Source organism: Paenibacillus sp. ICGEB2008 (assembly GCF_000307675.1).
Classification (GTDB): domain Bacteria; phylum Bacillota; class Bacilli; order Paenibacillales; family Paenibacillaceae; genus Paenibacillus; species Paenibacillus polymyxa.
Map to the genome: position 1 here is coordinate 43637 of NZ_AMQU01000020.1, position 14586 is coordinate 58222.

At 46.2% G+C, this 14586-nt stretch carries 13 protein-coding genes and 1 tRNA gene; 2 read left to right on the forward strand and 12 right to left on the reverse strand.

Annotated elements, in window-relative coordinates; all coding sequences use genetic code 11:
- Nucleotides 1-31: 31 nt before the first annotated feature.
- From C400_RS0118485 to C400_RS0118495, 3 genes are all read right to left on the reverse strand, one after another.
- Nucleotides 32-1213, reverse strand: coding sequence for a phosphoglycerate kinase (locus C400_RS0118485; protein ID WP_016820125.1), 1182 nt, complete (start codon nucleotides 1211-1213; stop codon nucleotides 32-34).
- A 122-nt stretch (nucleotides 1214-1335) separates the two neighbouring features.
- Nucleotides 1336-2346, reverse strand: a complete 1011-nt coding sequence (gene gap / locus C400_RS0118490; protein ID WP_017427870.1) for a type I glyceraldehyde-3-phosphate dehydrogenase — start codon at nucleotides 2344-2346, stop codon at nucleotides 1336-1338.
- 92 nt (nucleotides 2347-2438) lie between these two features.
- Nucleotides 2439-3476 (reverse strand): sugar-binding transcriptional regulator, encoded by a 1038-nt coding sequence (locus tag C400_RS0118495; protein WP_017427871.1) that lies wholly within the window; start codon nucleotides 3474-3476, stop codon nucleotides 2439-2441.
- A gap of 260 nt (nucleotides 3477-3736) precedes the next feature.
- On the opposite strand from C400_RS0118495, the gene C400_RS0118500 reads away from it, so the two are divergent.
- Together C400_RS0118500 and clpP are read left to right on the forward strand one after the other, a co-directional pair.
- Nucleotides 3737-3808 (forward strand) — tRNA-Arg (locus C400_RS0118500).
- Nucleotides 3809-4019: 211 nt separating this feature from the next.
- Nucleotides 4020-4616: an ATP-dependent Clp endopeptidase proteolytic subunit ClpP gene (gene clpP / locus C400_RS0118505; RefSeq protein WP_013368815.1), complete on the forward strand. Its 597-nt coding sequence runs from the start codon at nucleotides 4020-4022 to the stop codon at nucleotides 4614-4616.
- A gap of 115 nt (nucleotides 4617-4731) precedes the next feature.
- Here the strand turns inward: clpP and C400_RS0118510 are convergent, their stop codons facing one another.
- The 9 genes from C400_RS0118510 to C400_RS0118550 all read right to left on the reverse strand — a co-directional run bounded on the left by C400_RS0118510 (nucleotide 4732) and on the right by C400_RS0118550 (nucleotide 14543).
- A complete protein-coding gene (locus C400_RS0118510; RefSeq protein WP_017427872.1) occupies nucleotides 4732-5841 on the reverse strand; it encodes a PdaC/SigV domain-containing protein in 1110 nt (369 codons plus the stop codon).
- A gap of 237 nt (nucleotides 5842-6078) precedes the next feature.
- A complete protein-coding gene (locus C400_RS0118515) occupies nucleotides 6079-6834 on the reverse strand; it encodes an SIMPL domain-containing protein (RefSeq protein ID WP_017427873.1) in 756 nt (251 codons plus the stop codon).
- A 273-nt stretch (nucleotides 6835-7107) separates the two neighbouring features.
- The gene (locus tag C400_RS0118520; protein ID WP_013368811.1) at nucleotides 7108-7377 is read right to left on the reverse strand and encodes an HPr family phosphocarrier protein; all 270 of its coding nucleotides are present in this window, start codon (nucleotides 7375-7377) and stop codon (nucleotides 7108-7110) included.
- Between the two features lie 136 nt (nucleotides 7378-7513).
- Nucleotides 7514-8458, reverse strand: a complete 945-nt coding sequence (whiA, locus tag C400_RS0118525; RefSeq protein WP_013368810.1) for a DNA-binding protein WhiA — start codon at nucleotides 8456-8458, stop codon at nucleotides 7514-7516.
- A 5-nt stretch (nucleotides 8459-8463) separates the two neighbouring features.
- Nucleotides 8464-9450, reverse strand: coding sequence for a gluconeogenesis factor YvcK family protein (locus C400_RS0118530; protein ID WP_017427874.1), 987 nt, complete (start codon nucleotides 9448-9450; stop codon nucleotides 8464-8466).
- 12 nt (nucleotides 9451-9462) lie between these two features.
- Nucleotides 9463-10362, reverse strand: coding sequence for an RNase adapter RapZ (gene rapZ / locus C400_RS0118535; protein ID WP_013368808.1), 900 nt, complete (start codon nucleotides 10360-10362; stop codon nucleotides 9463-9465).
- A 62-nt stretch (nucleotides 10363-10424) separates the two neighbouring features.
- Nucleotides 10425-11375, reverse strand: coding sequence for an ROK family glucokinase (locus C400_RS0118540; protein ID WP_017427875.1), 951 nt, complete (start codon nucleotides 11373-11375; stop codon nucleotides 10425-10427).
- Between the two features lie 405 nt (nucleotides 11376-11780).
- Nucleotides 11781-12734, reverse strand: a complete 954-nt coding sequence (trxB, locus tag C400_RS0118545) for a thioredoxin-disulfide reductase (protein WP_017427876.1) — start codon at nucleotides 12732-12734, stop codon at nucleotides 11781-11783.
- A gap of 39 nt (nucleotides 12735-12773) precedes the next feature.
- A complete protein-coding gene (locus tag C400_RS0118550) occupies nucleotides 12774-14543 on the reverse strand; it encodes a tetratricopeptide repeat protein (protein WP_017427877.1) in 1770 nt (589 codons plus the stop codon).
- Between the last annotated feature and the right edge of the window lie 43 nt (nucleotides 14544-14586).

The following is a 14586-nucleotide window of genomic DNA, read 5'->3' on the forward strand; positions in this document are numbered from 1 at the left end:
CTAAAGCCTTTATTACGCGTAATGCGTTTGATTATTTATCGTTAAGTGCAACAACACCCGGAAGTGCTTTGCCTTCCATGAATTCCAGGGATGCGCCGCCGCCAGTGGAGATGTGATCCATTTTGTCAGCCAAGTGGAATTTTTCAGCCGCAGCCGCAGAATCACCGCCACCAATGATGGTGTATGCTTCTGTTGTAGCACAAGCTTCCGCTACTTCACGAGTACCGCCAGCGAAAGGCTCGATTTCAAATACACCCATTGGTCCATTCCAAACAACCAATTTGGAGTTTTTGATAACATCTGCATAGATTTTACGAGTTTTCGGTCCGATATCCACGCCTTCCCAATCTGCAGGAATGCCGTCGATGTCCACAATGTTCGTGTTCGCTGTAGCGCTGAAATCGTCAGAAATAACGATATCCACAGGAAGGTAGAAGTTTTTGCCAAGCTTCTTCGCTTTTTCAATAAATCCAAGAGCTACGTCCAGTTTGGATTCATCCAGCAAAGATTGACCTACTTCATGACCTTGAGCTTTGAAGAATGTATAAGTCAAACCGCCGCCAATAATTACGTTATCTGCAATGTTCAGCAGGTTGTCGATTACGTCGATTTTGTCTTTTACTTTGGAACCGCCAATAATGGCTGTAAAAGGACGATCTGGATTCGACAGGGCTTTACCAATAACAGACAACTCTCTTTCCATCAGCAAGCCGGAAACAGCCGGAAGAAGATGCGCGATACCTTCTGTAGAAGCATGAGCACGGTGTGCTGCACCAAAAGCATCATTCACGAAAATGTCAGCCAGCTCAGCAAATTGCTTCGCCAGTTCAGGATCGTTTTTCTCTTCTCCTGGGTAGAAGCGTACATTTTCAAGCAATAGCACATCGCCGTTTTTCAGTTCAGCCACTTTCGCTTTAACAGCCTCGCCAACTGCTTCGTCCACCTTAACAACAGGTTTATTAAGCAGTTCTGACAAACGCACACCAGCAGCAGTCAGACGCATGGATTCAACAACTTGACCCTTTGGACGTCCAAAGTGACTCGCCAAAATAACTTTTGCACCTTTTTCAATTAGGTAGTTAATGGTTGGCAAGGTTTCGCGAATACGCTTGTCATCGGTAATTTTACCATCCTCAACCGGAACGTTAAAATCTACACGAACAAACACCCGTTTTCCATTCAGTTCTATATCACGTACGCTCTTTTTGTTCATCTCCATATTCCTCCGCACCCTTATAATTTTACGAAACAGGAATTTAAGGCACATTTTGATATATAAAGAGCGGAAACAATAACACCTGTTTCCGCTCTATGATGTTGCTCGATAAGGAATTCTTATTTAGCCAATTTAGCGAAGTATTCCAACGTACGGATCAATTGTGCAGTGTAGGACATTTCGTTGTCGTACCAAGCTACAGTTTTAACCAGTTGTTTGTCGCCAACAGTCAGAACTTTAGTTTGAGTTGCATCAAACAGGGAACCAAAAGTCAGACCTTTGATGTCAGAAGAAACGATTTGATCTTCAGTGTATCCGTAAGTTTCAGGATCAGAAGCTTCTTTCATCGCTGCGTTGATTTCTTCAGCAGTTACGTTTTTCTCCAGAACTGTTACCAGCTCAGTCAGGGAACCTGTTGGTACTGGAACACGTTGAGCTGCACCATCCAATTTACCTTTCAGCTCAGGGATAACCAGACCGATTGCTTTAGCAGCACCAGTAGTGTTAGGAATGATGTTTTCAGCTGCTGCGCGAGCACGACGGAAGTCACCTTTAGCATGTGGAGCATCCAAAGTGTTTTGGTCGCCAGTGTAAGCGTGAATTGTAGTCATCAAGCCTTCAACGATACCAAATTTGTCTTGCAGTGTTTTAGCCATAGGAGCCAAGCAGTTAGTTGTGCAAGAAGCACCGGAAATTACAGTTTCAGTTCCGTCCAGAATTTCATGGTTTACGTTGTAAACGACAGTTTTCATGTCGCCAGTAGCTGGAGCGGAGATAACAACTTTTTTAGCGCCGCCTTTCAAATGTTTCTCAGCAGCTTCTTTAGTTGTGAAGAAACCTGTGCATTCCAGAACGATGTCTACGCCCAGGTCTCCCCAAGGCAATTCTTCAGGGTTACGGTTAGCCAAAACTTTAACTTCTTTACCGTTTACTTTGAAGAAACCGTCATGTACTTCTACTTGTCCTTGGAAAGTACCTTGTGTTGTATCATATTTCAACAGATGTGCCAGCATTTTGGAATCTGTCAAGTCGTTAATTGCTACTACTTCAATACCTTCTACGTCTTGAATACGGCGGAAAGCAAGGCGTCCAATACGTCCGAAACCGTTAATACCAACTTTAACTGTCATGAGTGAGTTCCTCCCAAAGTTCGTTTAGTTTAGTTTTATATATTCAAGACAGACCCGAAAGCCCGTCAAGACAACACAATTAAAAAACCTTATCAATCTCTTAAATAACGGCTTACAATCTCGGCAGCAGCGCCTTCGTCGGTGACAAGAATGTCTTCCTGTCCGAAACGCAATACTGCATGAATAGCAGCAGCCTTGCTCTTGCCTCCAGCCACACCTAACACCGTCTCCGTACGCCTGATGTCCTCCAAACGGAGTCCGAGCGTCAGCATTCTGTGAACAACGACGCCGTCTTCGTTAAAATAATAACCAAACGATTCGGCGACCGCACCCTCATTGCTGATCTGGGCAAAGGTTTCAGGGTCAAGCTTGCGTCTGTGGGCCATTGCTATGGCGTTGCCTATCCCGTGAATGATAATACGACTCTCTCGAATCAGGCTTAATATATCCTGAATATTCGTATCCTCAAGCAAGGAGTTGTAAGCATGATTGCTGAGCAAATCCGGTACATGGAGCAGACGGTATTGAGCGCCGACCTTGCGAGCCATCGTGGAGGCAATTGTATTTGCCTGCATTTCCATGCTCTCTCCCAAACCCCCGCGTGCCGGTACAAACCATCCGCCCTTAAGCGGGCCGTTAGCAGGTAATGCCAGTTGTTCCGCCACATCTGCAATCGTCGTGCCACCTGTTACAGCGACCACGTCCTCGTCATCCATAACACTCAGCAGCGCCTTTGCGCCAGCACGGCCCAGTTCCTGCTTCGCTAACGGTGAAGCATCCGAATCCCCTGGAACGACAACCACCTTCCTCAAACCGTAGGCTTGACGAATCTGATCCTCCAATTGGGACAGGCCGAACAAGTTGTTCGCAATCGGCTCCAGCTGTTCCAGCAGATCCAGTCCTGCTTTGCTCACCTTCATGCCCACACTCTCAATCTCAATTAGCCCTTGCGCTTTAAGGAGATCAGTCTCAGCGCGCAGTACGCGCTCGGTCATATCCAGTGAAGCTGCCAGTGTTCTGCGTCCGATAACTTCGGACAGCATAATCTGATGCAGGATCGTGTACCTTTTTTTCAAAACATCCATGAGGTCGGGCAGAAGCTGCTTCTGTATTTCTAATATCTTTCGCATGCTTTCCACTCCCGCACACTTCTAAGTTCTGTCTCTATGCTATATCTCTAACTGGTCTTAAAATGTCCCGGGATAACTTTTTAAGTCCCACGTATATCTTACCCAATATTTGCTTCACATGCAAGTCTATCTGAACCTATATTTCTCAACTTTTTATGTGAATATGCGCACGTAATAAAAGCTTGCAATTCAATGCCGTATATCATATAATCATCTTTGTTTCCAATTAATTAGTTGGTTGTTTGTAATGATTCATCTTTGCGCCCGTGGTCCAACGGATATGACGTAGGCCTCCGGAGCCTGAGATCGAGGTTCGATTCCTCGCGGGCGCGTCGTTTTATACGATTGGCTAAATGTTCCATATGATGTTTTTAACCAAAAAGAGCGCTAAGCGTTCTTTTTTTTTAATCAATAGTTTGACTTTCTTTGACTTTTTGTTTGAAATTGTTTATCATGTGGTTAATACGGTAACAGTTTATAAATAGGGATGTGTATTCGGCATATCCACCAAATCCACTAACGATTTAAGGGAGGTTTTTTGACGTGAGCTATGTTCCTATGGTAGTAGAACAAAGTAACCGCGGCGAACGCGCCTATGACATTTATTCCAGACTGTTGAAGGATCGCATTATTTTGTTGGGCTCGGACGTCAATGACGTTGTAGCCAACTCAATTATTGCCCAAATGCTGTTTTTGGCTGCTGAAGATCCTGAAAAAGACATTCACTTGTATATTAACAGCCCTGGCGGTTCCATCACAGCTGGTATGGCCATTTTCGATACGATGCAATACATTAAACCTGACGTATCTACCATTTGTGTAGGTATGGCTGCTTCCATGGGTGCTTTCTTGCTGAATGCAGGTGCCAAAGGTAAACGTTTTGCCTTGCCAAACAGTGAAATTATGATTCACCAGCCACTAGGCGGTGCACAAGGACAGGCAACGGATATCGAAATTCGTGCCCGTCGCATTCTGAAAATGCGTGACAAGTTGAACCGCATTCTCGCAGATCGCACAGGTCAACCACTGGAACGCATCGAAAAAGACACAGACCGCGACTATTTCATGTCCGCTGATGATGCCAAGGAATACGGTATTATTGATAAAGTGTTAACTAGCTCCTCTCCAGAAGGTGTATAAGAAAAGTGGTTTTCTTCTGAATAGCTGGTAAATAAAAAAGGCTGCCTCGGATTTTCGTATCCGGTAGGCAGTCTTTTTTATTTACTATTAATTTTCAATATATAACTAATCCAGATTATTGATTTTGTCCCGCAAAAGGCTTGCCGCCCTGAGGCAGCAGTTGAGCGAACGAGTAAGTAAACTCCGGAATTCCATAAGCGTATGGCGCATAATCATACAAATCAAACACGATGGTTACTCCACTGTTGGTCACATAAAAATTCTGATCTGCGGCCAACTCTTTAAATTTCTCAAAACCTTCGCCAGCCTGGAGCGCATCAATTTTTTTCTTCAAATCAGCATTCAGGAACTTTTTATAGTTAGGATTTGCCTTCAATACGTCAGACAATTGCAACTGCTTACCATCAGCAAGCGAGAACGTATATCCTTTACGTGCCGTCATACCGTGTGCGCCACCTGTATACGAGTAGTCCTGCATAATCACACTTAGAATACCGTCCTTATTATAGGCAATTGCAAAATCATTTTCGAAATCATACGGTCTTTCTGCTGTAACCTCTCCCTCTGCCACCATCTTTTTGCCTGCTGCCAATACTGTCTCTGCATGCTTTTTAAGCACATTATTAATGGCCTGTTGAGCCTCAGGATTCAGCTGGCTGCCGCTGATTTGCGGATACTTAATCTTATAGGATACCTTTGCATTACTCGAAGCTGGAAGCGTCTGAGATGCAATTGTGATCGGATTTAGCTGGCTTTTACTCAATGTTACTGTTTTCTGAGTTGCATTCCACTGCGCATCGATACCCAGATAGTCTTTCAGCAGACTCATAGGAATATATAGCTTCCCGGCGATCATTTTGGCATCCATGCTGCGCGTGTTGATCCCGTTCACATTGGCATAGGCATCCGAGGAGGAGACCACGATATAGAGCTTGTTGTACCCGCTCCCCACTGTATATGTCCCTTCCTTGGTGTCATAGCTCACCGGAATTCCCAAACTATCACGCAGTGCTGCCACTGGAATCATTGTGTTCCCGTTCACTTGTACACTTTTAGCGGCCAACGTTTTACCATTCCATTGGATGGTGACCCCTGGTTGCTGTGTTGTCGCTTGCTGCTGTTTGGTCGAAGCTGCCTCAATATAGGAAACGGGAATGACCGCAACCCCTGCTAAGATTCCCGCTGCCAGCAGTGCTGAGCCCCATTTTTTCGTATGCTTGTTCATCGTAAGTATTCCTCCTATTGTGAATCTGTATTATCTATGTGTTTTGATCACTTTTCTTATTATATCTATACCCTATTGTATGTAGTTTACAATCTGTACACTCACTGATTTCAATCTGTACACCTAACAGCCATTAGCTATGACAGACTCATTACAAAACGGTTTCAATAGACAAAAGAAGCCAACAAGTCACCCTGCAATGTTGCAGGCGCTTGCGGCTCCGTTTAATGGCCTATACTAGTTCATCTCATATTGGGCAGACACTTGGACTTTCACCGTTACTTGGCCCGACTGTATCTCTGTTCCGCCACTCATATCCATGAGCGCTTTGGACATGGCATTCTCACGTTGTGTGAAAACCTGAGCTTCCCCGCCATCTACTGTCACATTCACCAGAGCCCCTAAGCCGCGTTTAGCTGATTTTGCTACGGCACTGGCTTTGGATTGAGCGTTATCCAACGCTTTTGCAATAGCAGCTTCTTCATAAGAAGAAGGATTCTCTACGGAAAACTGTATATTATCTACGTTGTTTGCACCGGAGTTTGTAGCCTCATCCAGCAGCTGACCAATTTTGTCCAAGTTGCGATATTTCACTGAAAGTGTATGGTTAGCAATGTAGCCTTTGAGCTTCTGTCCTTCCTTCTCGTTATAGGTATAGTTAGGTTGTACAGAGAACTGGCTTGTCTGAATATCGTCTGCACTGATACTCCATTTTTCTTTTAACAGCTGTGTGACCTTGTTTATTTTCGCAGCATTAGCTTTTTGAGCAGCAGCAGCAGTATTTCCTTCCGATTGCACCCCAATAGAGAGATAAGCGATGTCTGGCTTAGCCATTATTTCACCACTTCCACTCACGTTAATTACACCATTCGCCGTCGTCGCCGTTGCAGCATAAGCGCGATCAGCTCCCGTCCACAGCCCTCCTGCTACTCCTCCAGCTAATAATGCTCCTGCAAGAATTGCTGTGCTTACTGTTCTTGTCCAAACTCTCATCGTACTCAACCTCTTTCTTGAAAATGTTTGTACCTTCCAGACGGAAAAAACGGGAAAAGGTTGCAGTCAAGCGGTATAAATTTCCGAAACAAGGCACACCACAGGAGTTTTAATTATTTGTAGCTTGGACTTAATGCGGTCGCTATATTCAAATAAATATACATCAATAGCTTAATGGTGGGACGGGTTGAATACTTTTCTCTGGATACAAAAAAAAAGCCCCCGAGGGGGCTTTCACTAAGAGATACATCATATCACAAAGCAGATGTTCGTTTATTGATTTTCCAGCTCAACCTTACTAACCAGACTTACTAAAGCGTTTACAGCCTGTTCGGCGTCCGCACCTTCGGCACTAATATTGATTTCAGTACCTGTACTGATGGCGAGGCTCATAATACCCATGATGCTCTTGGCATTAACCTTTTTGTCTTCTTTTTCCACAAAAATTTCTGATGAATATTTATTCGCTTCCTGTACGAACAGCGCAGCAGGTCTGGCGTGCAGTCCTGTTTTCAAGCGTACGACTACTGGATGTTTTGACATGTCAGCTTACCCCCTCATCAAATAAATCTGGACGCTATTTACTCCATTTTATTTATCACATTATAACATTAACCCGGGACAGACACTAGAAAAAAAAACTAAAAAAACCGGGGCTAAAAGCCCCACAGATCCTTTTTTACGGAATCAGGCCGTTTTCCCCCCTGATTTTGTCAGCCATCTCATCAATTTTGCGAAGTCGATGATTTACACCCGATTTACTCACGACCCCTTTGAGCATTTCCCCGACTTCTTTCAAATTTAAATCGGGATGAGCGAGTCGAATTTCTGCCACTTCACGCAGCTTATCCGGCAAGGTCTCCAAACCAACTTCCCTCTCCAGCAGCTTGATATTCTCAATTTGCCGGACAGCGGCTCCGATCGTCTTGTTCAAATTCGCTGTTTCGCAATTAACAATACGGTTTACGGAATTGCGCATATCGCGCATAATGCGTACATCCTCAAACTTGAACAAGGCTTGGTGCGCCCCAATGATACTGAGCAGCTCAATGATCTTCTCGCCTTCCTTGATGTAAAGGATAAAGCCTTTTTTTCGCTCAATACAGCGGGCGTTGAGATGAAACTCATTAGCGAGATCAACTAACGCCTGACAATGCTCCTCATACATCGAAGAAATCTCAAGGTGGTAAGACGACCCCTCTGGATTATTCACAGAGCCACCTGCCATAAAGGCACCCCGCAGATAAGCCCGCTTACAACAGTTTTTCCGAATGATATCACGATTAATCCCGTCAGTGAACAAGAAACCTTCTGAGACAATATAAAGCTCCTTTAGCAGCTCTTGTACACCATTGGGGATACGGACAATATACACATTATTTTTTTTCAAGCGCATTTTTTTCCGTACAAGCAGTTCGATGTGAAGTTGAAAATGCTTTTTGATCAAGGAGTAAATCCGCCTTGCAATCGCGGCATTTTCTGTGGACACGTCCAATATCACCCTTTTATTCGACAGTTGTACGGATCCGAGCATACGTATGAGCGCAGACAGTTCCGCTTTTTCACAGCAGGGCTGGCTTTCAATCATCGTAAGCTCTTTTTTCGTTTGTGCCGCAAAGGACAAGGGACTCACCTCCTTCTTAACATCCAGTTTTGTACCAATTGATAAATATGCTGGCTCAGTTTGTCGGCATCATGCCGTAAATACGTACGGAACAGAACTAACGTATCTGCAACTACTTTATATCCTCGATCAGCCAGCTCGCCCATGTCTACCTGAACAGGCTTAGCTCCCTGCTCGGCATACATCTCCTGTACTTGGGGTGGAATTTGCCCGTTATTCACAATGACATAGTCAAAGAGGTGATGCCCAACATGCTCATAGATCGCTTGCAGGTGATCTCCCACTGTATAGCCGTCGGTTTCCCCTGGCTGGGTCATCACGTTGCAGACAAATATTTTGATCGCATCCGATTTCACCACAGCCTCAGCAAGCTTTGGCACAAGCAGATTCGGTAAAATGCTGGTATATAGACTGCCGGGACCAATCAGAATCGCATCGGCTTCATTAATGGCTTCCACAGCCTCAGGCAACGGCTCCACGTGAGTCGGTTCAAGAAAAACACGTTTGATGCGTCCGCCCGCTTCCGGGATTTTGGACTCCCCGGTGATCACCGTGCCATCCTCCATCTCGGCGCTGAGCACAACGCCTTCTTCAGCCGCTGGCAGTACACGCCCCCGGACAGCAAATACACGGCTAAGCTCACGCACCGCCGTTACAAAATCCCCCGATATATCAGTCATCGCTGCTAAGATCAAATTCCCCAGACTATGGCCTGACAATCCTGATCCAGCACCGAAACGGTATTTTAGCATATCTGACATTACTGGTTCCACGTCAGCCAAGGCAGTCAGCACATTGCGGATATCCCCTGGAGGGGGCATCTGCAGCTCACTGCGCAATATCCCGGAGCTTCCGCCATCGTCAGCGACTGTAACAATAGCCGTAATATCCAGCGGCTTTTGCTTCAAGCCCCGCAGCATGACGGACAAGCCGGTTCCGCCGCCCATAACAACAATACGTGGGCGCTCCCGTTGTGATCCGGTCTCTTTCATGATTTCACCTCATTAATGCCGGTCCCGATCAGCATCCCGATGCGAAACAGAAACGGATTCTGTCTCGCTGGCACCCAGCATTTTTCCTAAATACTCCGATATTGCAACTGAACGATGCTTACCTCCAGTACAGCCAATACCGATAATGACCTGGCTTTTACCTTCTTTGCGATACTGCGGAATCAAAAAGTGCAACATATCCAACAACTTGGTTAGAAACGCCTGGGTCTCCGGCCACTTCATAACATAATCATATACATCGCTATCCTGTCCCGTGTGTGGACGTAGTTGGTCCACATAGTGGGGATTAGGCAGGAAGCGCACATCGAATACAAGATCGGCATCAATGGGAATACCATACTTGAAGCCAAAAGATGTAATGTTCACGGACAGCATACTGCTCTCCAGATGGGAAAATCTCGAAATAATCCTCGCCTTTAAGGTTGCGGGCTTCATCGTACTGGTATCAATAACCTGTGTAGCGGAGCTTTTGAGTTCTTCCAACATCTTACGCTCCAATCGAATCCCGTCCAAAGGCATACCATCTGGAGCAAGCGGATGCCGTCGACGGCTTTCCTTGTACCGCTGTACAAGAACACCGTCATTCGCATTCAAGAATAAAATTTCACAATGAATCGTAAAATGATCTTTAATATAATTTAGCGATTCTGACAAGGCGGTGAAAAATTCTCGTCCGCGCAAGTCAATGACGAGAGCCACCTTGCCAATTTTACCGTTAGACTGCTCAATCAACTCGGCAAATTTGGGAATCAGCACAGGGGGCAGATTATCAACGCAGAAGAAGCCCAAGTCTTCAAGGCTTTGCACCGCAATGGTCTTCCCTGCGCCTGACATCCCTGTAATAATAATGAGCGTTGCCCACGGTGCAGCATTTTTTAAATTATCTGTCATATGGACTTCCCTCTCCTTTTGCTTCTTTGCTCTATGTCAGTACCCCTATCGTCAACCCCGGATTAAGAGCGCAGCAGCAACCCAGCAGCCCCTACGATACCCGCGTCATTGCCTAAAACCGCTGGTACGATATATACCCCTTTTTGAAGCGGCTCAGGTGCCAGCTTGGCGTATACGCGACGCATCTCTTCAAACAAAAAGTCGCCTGCTTTAGAAACACCGCCGCCTATAATAAACAACTCTGGATTAAGCACAGCGGCAACCGCTGCCATCGATTTCCCCAAATAAAAGGCAGCCCGGTTCACGATACGCAACGCGACTTCATCCCCGGCTTTAGCAGCATCGAATACTTCCTTGGCAGCAATGTGTTCTTCCAGCGCCAGAGAGGTCCGGTCGCCACGTTCCACAGCATCCTTGGCCATACGAATGATGCCTGTTGCGGAAGATACAGTTTCCAAGCAACCCATTTTGCCGCATCCACACTGAATAGCCTCCAGATCAGGTACGACGCTGATATGGCCAATTTCCCCAGCCATGCCCGAAGAACCTTGGTATATTCTACCATTTATAATAATACCGCCACCTACACCTGTTCCCAGGGTATAGCATACACAGTTTTCTATGCCTTTGCCTGCGCCAGCCCAAGCCTCACCCAGCGCAGCAACATTCGCATCGTTGTCTATTTTTACAGGCTTGCCAATCCGGTTCTCTAGGAGCGCACGGATCGGTACGTCACGAAAGCCAATATTAGGAGCGAGGACAATAATACCATCACGAACATTCGTAAAACCTGCAACACCTGCACCGACACCTTTTAGTTGATCCCACTCATAAGGAGATTGCTCAACAATATGCCGCACATATTTTTCGATATTACCGATGACAACGTCTACACCTTTATCGGTTTCGGTTGGTCCCTCATATGTGTGCAAAAGCTGTCCGTCTTCATTACAAATGCCGACTTTAATCGCGGTACCGCCCAAATCGACACCTACATAGATACTTTCAGACATGTTCCAAGCCACCTTTATATTTACTTAAAAATCTGGTATAAAATATATGCTTAAAATTCCTGCCTCGTAGGAGTAATCCTACGTTCCAACTATAATTGAAGCCCCCGTTACGGTCAAGGACACTTACCTGTTGAAAAATGTACGATTAGCTGAACTTTTAAACTCATGCCTCCGTAAGAAAAACGTCTATTGACGTACTTTCAAGGAAGCCAGACCACGCTTAACCGAATTTTTCTTGCGATTATAGAATTGTTTAGCTCCGCTGAAAATTTATAAATTCAATAATCATAAAAAGGAGAAAGCCTGTGCAAATGCACCAGGCTTTCTCTTCCTGAACAAACAACGGGGCTTAACAGAGGGGTCTTAGCCCCTCACATGAGCCACTTTGTGTATTATAGACACTCTTTATTGATCCAGTGTTTCGCTCCAGTCGTGGATAGCGCTGCCTTCAAGATACTTCTCGCAATCCATAGCCGCCATACAGCCCGTTCCCGCAGCCGTAATGGCTTGTCGATAACGGTTATCCTGCACGTCCCCACAGGCAAAAACACCCGGGATGTTCGTTTCCGTCGTGCCTGGCTTCACTTCAATATAGCCGTGTTCATCGGTATGAATTTGTCCGTTCAGGAAGCCTGTGTTCGGTGTATGGCCAATCGCCACAAACACGCCATCTGCCTCAATCAGCTCATCCTGGTTGGTCTCATTATTGTGTACTTTCAAGCCCTTTAAGCCAGTTTCCCCTGTTACAACTTCCAGAGGAGTACGATTTAATGCCCAATGTACTTTTTCATTTTCACGTGCGCGGTCTTGCATAATTTTAGATGCCCGCAATTCGTCACGACGATGGACCAAGGTTACGCTGGAAGCGAAACGGGTCAAGAAGCTCGCTTCCTCCATGGCTGAATCGCCACCGCCGACCACGATAATCTTTTTCCCACGGAAAAAGAAGCCGTCGCAAGTTGCGCATGTGCTAACTCCGCGACCTACATTGTCCTGCTCACCCGGAATGCCGAGATATTTGGCGGACGCGCCTGTAGCAATAATAACCGACTCCGCCTCAATGATGCCTTTACCCTCTACCTTCACTTTAAAAGGGCGCTTGCTGAAATCGACTTCCTCTACCCAACCGGAAGTAAACTCAGCGCCAAAACGTTCGGCCTGCTTGCGCATGTTATCCATCAGCTCAGGTCCGAGAATACCTTGCTCAAAACCCGGGAAATTTTCAATTTCAGTCGTTGTGGTAAGCTGCCCACCGGGCTGCATTCCTTCAATGATCAGCGGATTCATGTTGGCGCGTGCCAAATAAATAGCGGCTGTGTAGCCTGCAGGACCTGTACCAATAATTATGGATTTATACATACGTTTGTTGCCTCCTTTAAGTGATGTTTGGAGCAGATGTTAGACCTGCTTTTTAAACGTGGAGAGCGGCTGCTTTAGCTTCTGTTTGATACCACACACGCTGTCAATTTGACGTGCGTAGCGGCTTACGGTCGATACGGAAATACCATAGCGGTCAGCTACTTCCTGATAGGTGACGGAATGATGATGCATTTTGGCTGTCAAATATTCTAGTGCAGCTGCCCATCCCTCAGTATGCTGAACCATCGGGACCTCTGGAGCAAGCCGATCCAAATACTCCTGCCAAAGTGATCTCAAATCATGCTGCATGGCCGGATCGGATGATTTGCTCATGACGGTTAGTACCTTGTCCAGCACGGCCTGCCATTGTGGATCAACTGGTGAAGCAGAAATGTCACCTTCAGTTGTATGCGGATCTTGCTCAGCCTCTAACCGCTCAGGATGTTCTGTTTCCGTGTGTGTATGCTGCACATCCTGCTCTGCCAGCTCTTGCAATACTTGCAAAGCACGGCGTTTGAGTTCACTCTCCTGATCAGGATCTTCTACGAAGGACTCCAGTGCCTGACGCACTTCATCGTCACCGATCAAGCTTAACGCCTGAATAACCTGTAGCTGAGTCGCTCGGTCTCCGTGGCGCAAGGCCCAGAAGAAAGATGATCGGATTAGCGGGTCCTTCTTCATACTGTCAGGCACCTGCTCAGCGCCAAACTTCTCCCACATGCGGAATTGCTCCTCAAACGGGAGATGATAGTGATAGCTGAGCACTTGCAGCGGTGTACCTTCCTGCTGAAGCTCTTCCAATCTGGATAGGAAAAACCTTGGAACCTCCGAGGAAGCATCCTGCTTTTGCAAATGACTCCATAACCGCCGAGCTTCCGCATATCTTCCCGTATTGCTGGCAGCCACCGCTGTGTAATGGTACAAAGAAGCGTCCGCATTGTTCTCTCCATTGCTATGAAGCAACCTGCGGAAATGCCTGTAGGCCTCCTCATGGCGCCCGAGAATCCCCATAGTGGTCGCCAGCTTGAACACCTGTTCCTCCTGAAACGGTATAGTGACCGCCAAGGTTTGAACCAGACGATCCAATTCTGGGCCGCCGCCTTCGTGCTGATAAAAAATCGCCAAGTTGCACAATGCGTGTAAATTACCCGGCTCATCCTCCAACACTTGAATAATGGTAGCCTTAGCATTTTGGAACAATCCCATGTAGTAATACGCTAGCGCCAGATTATTCCGCGCAGCGAACATGTCCGGTTGCTCCTCCGAAATTTGCTTGAGCAGTTGGGCTGCCTGAGCAAATTTTCCTTCCTCCAGCAGAACACGGGCCTGATCATGCTCGACCACTCCCTGCCGGGCCTTAATGCGGTTCAGCTTCGTTGGACGGTCCAGCTCATAATAGAGCAGCTCCATCATTTCCTCGGCTTCATCAAGAAACTGGCCTTCTTCGTCCTCCTCCAGGTACGTGACCAATGCTTTTTCCGCTTCTTCAAACTGCTCCATATTAGCGTAATTATTCGCCATATAGAAATAACATTCTGTCATCGACGAGTCTACGTCACTCAGAACAGAGGACAGGATCTCATTCGAGCCTGCATAATCCCCCATCTCTGATAATATACCCGCCATATTGCAATGATTCACCGGATTATCCGGTTCATATTCAACGGCTTTGCGAAAATATTTCAATGCCTTGTCATAATGATTGCGATCAAGCGAGCGCACAGCTTTCTCAAAAAAGAAAGATGCGTCGAAACGCAAAGCAATAATCTTAGGGCTAGGTTCCGAAACTCGCAGATGTTTCCCTTTCATAAATAACCAAGGCACCTCCTTTAAAAGTAACTGGCATGTTCAT

Excerpts from the sequence above, each read along its gene's own strand:
- C400_RS0118485 (WP_016820125.1), bottom strand. The coding sequence starts at position 1,213 with ATGAACAAAAAGAGCGTACGTGATATAGAACTGAATGGAAAACGGGTG.
- gap (WP_017427870.1), bottom strand. The coding sequence starts at position 2,346 with ATGACAGTTAAAGTTGGTATTAACGGTTTCGGACGTATTGGACGCCTT.
- C400_RS0118495 (WP_017427871.1), bottom strand. The coding sequence starts at position 3,476 with ATGCGAAAGATATTAGAAATACAGAAGCAGCTTCTGCCCGACCTCATG.
- C400_RS0118510 (WP_017427872.1), bottom strand. The coding sequence starts at position 5,841 with ATGAACAAGCATACGAAAAAATGGGGCTCAGCACTGCTGGCAGCGGGA.
- C400_RS0118515 (WP_017427873.1), bottom strand. The coding sequence starts at position 6,834 with ATGAGAGTTTGGACAAGAACAGTAAGCACAGCAATTCTTGCAGGAGCA.
- C400_RS0118520 (WP_013368811.1), bottom strand. The coding sequence starts at position 7,377 with ATGTCAAAACATCCAGTAGTCGTACGCTTGAAAACAGGACTGCACGCC.
- C400_RS0118530 (WP_017427874.1), bottom strand. The coding sequence starts at position 9,450 with ATGAAAGAGACCGGATCACAACGGGAGCGCCCACGTATTGTTGTTATG.
- rapZ (WP_013368808.1), bottom strand. The coding sequence starts at position 10,362 with ATGACAGATAATTTAAAAAATGCTGCACCGTGGGCAACGCTCATTATT.
- C400_RS0118540 (WP_017427875.1), bottom strand. The coding sequence starts at position 11,375 with ATGTCTGAAAGTATCTATGTAGGTGTCGATTTGGGCGGTACCGCGATT.
- trxB (WP_017427876.1), bottom strand. The coding sequence starts at position 12,734 with ATGTATAAATCCATAATTATTGGTACAGGTCCTGCAGGCTACACAGCC.
- C400_RS0118550 (WP_017427877.1), bottom strand. The coding sequence starts at position 14,543 with ATGAAAGGGAAACATCTGCGAGTTTCGGAACCTAGCCCTAAGATTATT.